The following is a 6,794-nucleotide window of genomic DNA, read 5'->3' as shown; positions in this document are numbered from 1 at the left end:
TCTTTGATATCGATGTCACGGCTGTATCGGGTATGCCCCATTTCCAAACAAAATCGGATAATGGAAGGATCTCCGATTTTTCCGCCATTTAAATGTTTCATTTTTTGGGAGATATCATCGATGAGAACTTCTACACCAATAGGGTAGGCAGTGTGAACTTCTCGCTGACCCCGGTTGTAACGGGAATACAAGGTCGTACCATTGCCAAAGTCTAAAATGGTTAATTTTTTTGGTAGTGGATGCCCAAACAATGCACCCATACCCTCTAGTACAACTTTCAGCACTTCTACTTTTACATCTGATTGTTTGCCAGCAAGTATTGGCTGATATTCTCCATTTAGGTACTTTTTCTAGTGCTGATGCCAGACCAACATCATGTAAACTAACAACTAATTTTAAGTGCCAAGCCCTACGGTGTGGGAGATGTGCCAATGCACCCAATAAAGTCAACAATGCGTTGTTGACTTTATTTTCATTATTGTCTGTATTGCGGTCAAAATAATTTCCTGTACGGTAAGCTGACTCTCCAACTGTGTAAGCAGTACCGTTAAAAACTACACGTCCTGGAACATCTTCCATTTCTACTGTGGAAATATAGCTGGGCACACGAACTACTTCAAAGCCTTCGACTAAAAGTTTGAGACTTCCGTAACCGTTATCGAAACCCGCAGGAAAAATTTTTTGTAAGGTGTGAATGTTTGACATAGGCTCCAAGTAATACACTTTAATTTGTGAAAATTATCTGTTGAGATGATTTGGAGAAGCAGAGGTAGAGAAGAATAAAATAACTCCCCCTTTTTGTCCAGCCTCAAGAGCTTATCATATCCCGTTGGGGGCTAAGTGGGACACAAAATTTCAATTAGTCAGATATACCCCATTTATCACCTATATGTACCCTACATAGGGGTCAAAACGTCATCAAAGTCTTGAAGCTTTGTTGGGGTATATATGCCTCCCATATAGCCCCCATTAAGAATTTTTGAAATCTTTTTTATCAACGTAGCAGAAATTAAATTAGATCATCGTTGACTCTTTGATTTATACTTTACTATCAATATTTTGTTGAAAAGCAATTCAGTCTTGATCTTTAACTTCTTGCTGACTATGTAACGAGTGCGTTATTACTTGCTTACAGGTTCAGCTTTCTCTACTGAATTATCATTCACACCCAGAATCAATTCCAAAGGAGTTCTTTGAGGGTAAGCTTTTACCACTTGTCGATAAACTTCATAGTTAGTAGGTAGCGTGTTCTGAGTATTACCCACTCCATAGGTCAGTTTGTACTGTACATCTTTCACCAATTCAGGTTTGCCTGCCTCTTCTTGAGATTTTTTGCGTTGTTCAACTTCATCAACATTTGGCCGCGGCGGTAAAGTAGGCCACCATAACCCTCGGTCATCTGGGCCAACAACTGCTCCTGGCGGTTTGAATCCATTCCGATTCAACATTGAAGTATTCGCAAAAGTTTCAATTCGTGGCTGTGGTTGACTAATTAGATCATTGGCATATTTAACTTGCCAGGTGTAACTGGTGAGTGCTGTAGCTTCATACTGTTCAGCAGTAGTAGTGCTGCAACTAGTTAGTGTCAGTGCCGTTAGTGCAGTTATTATTGAGGGTAAAAATCTCATTTGCATTATCAATCGTAAATATCTTTCACCAATTACTCTTGAAGAGGGAGTGTGCCATCATTCCTGCCAAGGTGAAGGAATCGCTGTTGTTGAAAGCACCTGACCCGTTGTTAATCTAATCGCCGTCTGCTCACAATTAGGACATTGGACTTTCACCTGAATTAGTGAAGGATGGCCTTTGTATTCTCCCATCATAGGTTCTCCAGTGTACTCACAGATTATTCCCTGGTGACAGTGCCAACACTCGAATATCACGCGCCCCACTCGTTTCTCGCAGTCCAAAAATTGGATATGTTCACAGCACTCTGGTAGTAACTCTTCTTCATCCTCTCGAAGTGTGAATTGGGGCTGTTGCAGTGAATTAGATTTTTTCTTGTCAGGAGAGATACGTTTGGCTTTGCCTTTTTCTAAATGTTGCGGTTTCTCAGAAACCTTCCTCTTTGACGTGAAAGGAGGCACCGTTTGGGCTTGCTGCTCTACTGACGGCGAGTAATCACTGGGAGTTGGGTCTGCCTGAAGTGTAACTGGGGGTTGCTCTAATGGTCGGTAAGCAACAAGTTCAGGCTTTCGGGTTGAGTTGTTGGATTTTGGCTGAGGGAAAAAGTGGTTTGGATGAACGTTGGATAGATTTCATTGACATTTCTGTTTAACTGAACTTACCCGAACTGTGGAACAATCGTATTTTAACTGTCACTTTCTCTATTTGGAAGGCTGTGGCATTACTTAATAAGAAAGTATCCTTAACGTTTTAGGTAAAATAATCTCGTGGTATCAGCCTGTTAGCTAAGACATTCTAATCACAACTGATAACTCATTAGTAGTACAATCACCAGGCTTATACTTGACTCCGGTTGTTGAAGTTGTATATTGAATGACCCAAAACGTTTTGGGTCAGCAGTACAAATATCTATAAAAACTCTCATAAAGTAAATAACTCCGCTAGAGCAAGGTAGAATGCAATTCAATCACGAGTAACGGAAACAGAATTTTGGCGACCAAATTTGTAACACTGACTGCCTTTAAAGGGGGTGTGGGCAAAACTACCTCATCAGTGTGTCTGGCTTGCCTGTTCGCACAGAAAGGATATAAAGTTTTGCTCATTGATTATGATCCTAATCGGTCAGCATCCGTTTGGGGATCTCGCGGCTATCTACCCTTTCAAGTTGCTACAGAAAATACAGCTAATCGAATAATGGCAAAAGAGAACTTTGATTTTATTGTCATTGACACCCCTGCACGACCAAGTTCTGCTGAAATTAAAGAGCTAGTTGACGGATGTGATTTGCTTTTAGCTATTACAACTCCTTCTGCTCTCTCAATGAGTGCTTTGAACATGATGGTTCAAAGTTTTCCACCAAAAACTAAATATTCTGTTCTGTTAACTGTTGTACCTCCATCATCAGAGCCGGACGGGGAAATTGCTTTTCATACGCTTAGAGAACAAGGTTTACCTGTGTTAGAACAAGGAATCCAACGGTTAAAAGTTTATGAACATGCATCTGCCGAGGGGAAACCAATTTATGAAATTAAAAGAGGAGGAAAAAAAGCATGGGAAGATTGGAAGGAACTAGCAAAGCTGGAACCAATCAAAGACTTGCTAACCTAAAACAGATTTTAAGCTTTACTCCTGATACGGACGAAAGCGAGATAATTCCGAATGAAGCAGGTAAGGATTCAGGAGTAGTATGGATACCCCGTAGTAAAATTCATCTAACTTTCAGTTTTGTACCAGGTGGACAGCCTGTGCGCTACTACTATGACCAGGATGAACTAAAAGCTTGGGCACTAAATGACCTGAAACCGAATGGTATTCACTCTCCACTATGGGTTCGTCCAGTAAGCAATACGTTGCCTGATGAATATGAACTTGTTGCTGGAAAACGCCGCTATCATGGTTCTGAGTTTGCAGAAATCGATCCACTTCCTGTCAGAATCTTTAACTGGAACAACCTTGAAGCTTTCAAAGCATCACTTGCAGAAAACAAAAATCGTCGAGATTTTAGTGCCTTAGAAGACTTAGATGGTACTTTGAAACTCCTTTCTTTAGCAATTGAAGCAACTGTTGAAGAAGCTATAAGTCTGCTGTATCAAATAGATAATCTCAAACGTCGCTCAGGTCTCCAAAACGTTTTAGATCATCCTCAGTTTGACAAAATTCAAGCAGTCTTTGCATTTTGTGGTGGAATTACCTGGGAATCTTTTGTCAAAACTAGGCTTCCTTTGTTGAAAAAACCTCAAGAAATTTTGTCAGCTGTTCGTCAAGGAAAAATTGAATACACCAAAGGACTAGAGATTGCAAAAATTGACGAGCCTGGTATCAGGCAAGAACTTTTATCGGAAGCAATTGCCAACAATCTTTCACTTGCTGAAATTAAAAAGAGGGTTAAAGCTCTTAAACCAAGCTCAGAAAACCCTATCCGAACTAGATTAGATAGTGCTTACAAGCAATTCAAAAAATCTCTGAAAAATATTGAAAAAGATCCACATCAGCTCCAAGAAGCGGAAAGCTTGCTAGTAAAAATAGAAGAATTTTTACAAGAAAAGTGACCCAAAATGTTTTGGGTCATTTAGCAAAGCAGCTTACAGTTAGAGTTTTAGAGAGATCCCAAAGATAAAAGCTCTCTTCCAAATTAAGTAGGAGAGTTTGTACACCCTTATATTTTTGGGGATGAAAACCTGTTCGCACAGTGTCCGGTGGATAAGGGCTTTCATGGATGCCTGGAGATTTATTATAGAAACATCCGGCAAAAGTATACATTTTAGTACGCAAGTACTATATTTAATGGAATTGCAGGCCTATAATAATGTGCGGCATTTTTAAATAAGCAATGTCCACTTCCCCAGCCCACTCCCAACAGCAAGTTAATGCTTCTCTCCAGCATGAAACCATTACTGGAGTAGTTGAAAGACTCACCTTTTATTCCCAGGAGTCAGGCTACACCGTGGCACGCTTAACCCGCGCCAGAGCCACTGACTTAACCACAATCGTAGGCAGCTTTGCTAATATCCAGCCAGGGCAGACTTTACAACTAACTGGTTTCTGGCGTGACCATCCACAATTTGGCCCGCAGTTCCAAGTAGTCAACTACAAAGAAACCAAACCAGCCACTCTTACTGGAATTGAAAAATACTTGGGTAGTGGGTTGATTAAAGGTGTTGGCCCAGTCACAGCAAAACGGATTGTTGCTCACTTCGGGCTAGAAACCCTGGACATCATCGAAAACCAAATTGACCGACTTATTGAAGTCCAAGGTATTGCCAAAAAGCGCATCACTCTCATCAAAAACGCTTGGTCAACTCAGAAAGCGATCAAAGAAGTGATGGTGTTTCTCCAAGGGCATGGTGTTTCTACTACCTATGCTGTGAAGATTTACAAGCAATATAAGGATGAGGCAATCGCCACTGTCACCAATAACCCCTACCAGCTAGCAGTCGACATCTACGGTATTGGTTTTCTGACTGCTGACAAGATTGCGAGAAATATCGGAATTGCGCCTGACTCAGAATTTCGTTACCGTGCAGGAATTATCCACTGTTTAAGTGAAGCTGCCGAAGATGGCCACTGTTACCTGCCACAAAGCGAATTGATTGAATCGGTAATCAAACTGCTGGCTACCGAATCTCATCAGCCCACAGAAGAAGCGGTGGCGATCATTATTAAAGATATGGCTTTAACAGACGACCTGATTAGAGAGTGGGATGAAGAAAAAACGCTACTTTGCTACAAGCCGACTTACTTTCATACGGAACAGAATTTAGCTCAACTGATACGCCAACGCTTGGAAAATCCTGTTGGCACTGACATTGAGCGTGTGCGTGATTGGATTGACCGCTTTACAGTCAGCCGTAGAATTCAGCTTTCAGAACAGCAACGCCAAGCTGTAGAAACAGCAGCCTACTCCAAAATCATGATCCTCACTGGTGGCCCTGGCGTTGGAAAAACTTTCACTACCCACACCATAGTTAGTTTATGGAAAGCAATGGGGAAATCTATTGCAATGGCAGCACCAACTGGACGGGCTGCTCAACGTTTGGGTGAAATGACTGGACTTGAAGCAAAGACTATTCATCGCTTGTTGGAATTTGACCCCCGGACAAGAGGATTTAAATGTGACAGTGAGAATCCTTTGCCCCATACAGCAATTATCGTTGATGAAGCATCGATGCTTGATTTGTTTCTGGCTTACTCCTTGGTTAAAGCAGTATTGGCTGGCGCTCTACTGTTGTTGGTGGGTGATATTGACCAGCTACCATCTGTAGGTCCAGGTCAAATACTGGCTGACTTGATCAATTCTGGGCGAGTTCCCGTGGTGCGGTTAACCCAAGTATTTCGACAAGCCCAACAGAGCGCAATTATCACTGCTGCTCATCAAATTAACCGAGGAATTTATCCCACAATCGAGGCAATCTCTGACAATCCTGTGTCTGATTGTCTATGGCATGGCGGAGGTCATCAGCCTGAACATGGAGTGCAAGCAATCTGCGAGTTGATTACAGACTTGCTCCCCGACTTAGGTTTTAATCCTGCTACTGATGTCCAAGTGCTTTGCCCAATGACACGGGGAGTTGTGGGTACTCGCAATCTTAATACCGTGTTACAGCAGCTGATTAATCCACCCGCCCCCGACAAGGTGGAGATTAACAGAGGTGGGAATTTGTTACGCGAGGGTGATCGCATTATCCAGTTGACCAACGACTACAACCGCGAAGTCTTCAACGGCGACTTAGGAATTATCCTCACCATTGATACTGTAGAGCAGGAAGTTACAGTGCAATATGGTGAGCGGACTGTGGTTTACGATTACGCTGACCTCAATGAAATTGCGCTAGCGTGGTGCGTGACTATTCATAAAAGCCAGGGGTCAGAGTATCCAGTGGTGATTTTGCCAATCTATATGCAGCACTACATGATGTTGACTCGGAATCTATTTTACACTGGGCTGACCCGTGCCAAGAAGTTAGCGATCGTGGTTGGAGCAAAAAAAGCAATATCTCTGGCGGTGCGCTCTACCGATGACCAACGGCGCTACACAAGGTTCAGGGCAAACGCATCTAAATATTGACAAGCCTGAATCAGTATGAAATACACCAAGACTCAAACTACATAAGGCTTTGAGGAAATTAAATCTCACTCAATATTAAAATGATAATCATTGTGAGGGGGAG

The 6,794-nt window shown here is 42.1% G+C and carries 5 protein-coding genes and 1 pseudogene; 3 read left to right on the top strand and 3 right to left on the bottom strand.

All coding sequences use genetic code 11. The features are described from left to right. From H6G26_RS36815 to H6G26_RS36805, 3 genes and pseudogenes are all read right to left on the bottom strand, one after another. Window positions 1-705: pseudogene (locus H6G26_RS36815) on the bottom strand (hypothetical protein); the annotation flags it as partial. Window positions 706-1,121: 416 nt separating this feature from the next. Continuing rightward, window positions 1,122-1,628 carry a hypothetical protein gene (locus H6G26_RS36810; protein ID WP_242054208.1) on the bottom strand — a complete coding sequence of 169 codons (507 nt, stop codon included), beginning with the start codon at window positions 1,626-1,628 and terminating at the stop codon, window positions 1,122-1,124. A 57-nt stretch (window positions 1,629-1,685) separates the two neighbouring features. Continuing rightward, window positions 1,686-2,087, bottom strand: a complete 402-nt coding sequence (locus tag H6G26_RS36805; RefSeq protein WP_190736430.1) for a hypothetical protein — start codon at window positions 2,085-2,087, stop codon at window positions 1,686-1,688. A 529-nt stretch (window positions 2,088-2,616) separates the two neighbouring features. On the opposite strand from H6G26_RS36805, the gene H6G26_RS36800 reads away from it, so the two are divergent. From H6G26_RS36800 to H6G26_RS36790, 3 genes are all read left to right on the top strand, one after another. After that, window positions 2,617-3,234 carry a ParA family protein gene (locus tag H6G26_RS36800; RefSeq protein ID WP_242054207.1) on the top strand — a complete coding sequence of 206 codons (618 nt, stop codon included), beginning with the start codon at window positions 2,617-2,619 and terminating at the stop codon, window positions 3,232-3,234. Next, window positions 3,177-4,175, top strand: coding sequence for a ParB N-terminal domain-containing protein (locus H6G26_RS36795; RefSeq protein WP_190736428.1), 999 nt, complete (start codon window positions 3,177-3,179; stop codon window positions 4,173-4,175). The genes H6G26_RS36800 and H6G26_RS36795 overlap by 58 nt, the downstream gene beginning before the upstream one ends. A gap of 281 nt (window positions 4,176-4,456) precedes the next feature. Continuing rightward, window positions 4,457-6,691, top strand: a complete 2,235-nt coding sequence (locus H6G26_RS36790) for an ATP-dependent RecD-like DNA helicase (protein ID WP_190736426.1) — start codon at window positions 4,457-4,459, stop codon at window positions 6,689-6,691. Window positions 6,692-6,794 lie beyond the last annotated feature (103 nt).

This window comes from Nostoc sp. FACHB-888, from assembly GCF_014696655.1.
In the GTDB taxonomy this organism is placed as follows: domain Bacteria; phylum Cyanobacteriota; class Cyanobacteriia; order Cyanobacteriales; family Nostocaceae; genus Nostoc.
This window is presented reverse-complemented; position numbering and strand designations above follow the sequence as displayed.